Annotated in this window: 2 pseudogenes; both read left to right on the top strand. The window is 51.5% G+C overall.

Annotated features, from left to right (window positions below):
- A pseudogene (locus B3182_RS10795) lies at positions 1–114 on the top strand (pseudouridine synthase); the annotation flags it as partial.
- Between the two features lie 100 nt (positions 115–214).
- Positions 215–301, top strand: a pseudogene (locus B3182_RS10800) (hypothetical protein); the annotation flags it as partial.

Here is a 301-nt window from a genome sequence, read left to right on the forward strand (position 1 = left end):
CGCCAGGTTCGCCGTATGACTGCTGCAGTCGGCCATCCAACATTAAGATTGATCCGCGTAGCGATTGGCCCCTGGCAATTAAATGATCTGCAACCCGGACAATGGTGCGAAGTTAATTTTCAGACCGTGATAAAATACGCCGATGATTTGGACTCCAAGAACCACCGTAGCCGCCGTAATAGAACGCGACCAGCAATTTCTGATGGTCGAGGAAATGATCGGCAGCGAACTCAAACTCAACCAGCCAGCCGGCCATCTCGAAGACGGAGAAAGCCTGATTGAAGCGGTTATCCGGGAAACA

The organism is Methylophaga sp. UBA4204, from assembly GCF_002379485.1.
Classification (GTDB): domain Bacteria; phylum Pseudomonadota; class Gammaproteobacteria; order Nitrosococcales; family Methylophagaceae; genus Methylophaga.